1 pseudogene is annotated in these 269 nt (G+C 62.5%); it reads left to right on the top strand.

Features of this window, described 5'->3' with window-relative positions:
• Positions 1 to 130 precede the first annotated feature (130 nt).
• A pseudogene (locus tag ABGA94_RS12460) lies at positions 131 to 269 on the top strand (oxygen-independent coproporphyrinogen III oxidase-like protein); the annotation flags it as partial.

Raw genomic sequence — 269 nt, 5'->3', positions numbered from 1 at the left:
GTGGAGCGAGGGCGGCAGTGTGGGTGGGTGGGTGAGTGCTGTCAACCAGATTCTATATAGAAAAGTTTACATTGAGCGGCCGCCATGAATGGGCGCTACGGTGTAAGTTCATTGCTGCATACGGACGCGCGAGTACATGCTCAACCTGCTGCGCCTGCACGAAGGTTTCGGCCTGCGCGATTTCGAGTCGCGTACCGGGCTGCCACGCAGCGTGCTGGACGCACCGCTGGCCGAGGCCGTCCAGCGCGGCTGGCTGGATGTGGCGGCAC

The organism is Stenotrophomonas sp. 3diitr2024, assembly GCF_042136455.1.
Taxonomy (GTDB): Bacteria; Pseudomonadota; Gammaproteobacteria; order Xanthomonadales; family Xanthomonadaceae; genus Stenotrophomonas; species Stenotrophomonas sepilia.
The sequence above is the reverse complement of the archived record's forward strand: the minus strand, read 5'-3'. Positions and strand labels throughout refer to the sequence as shown.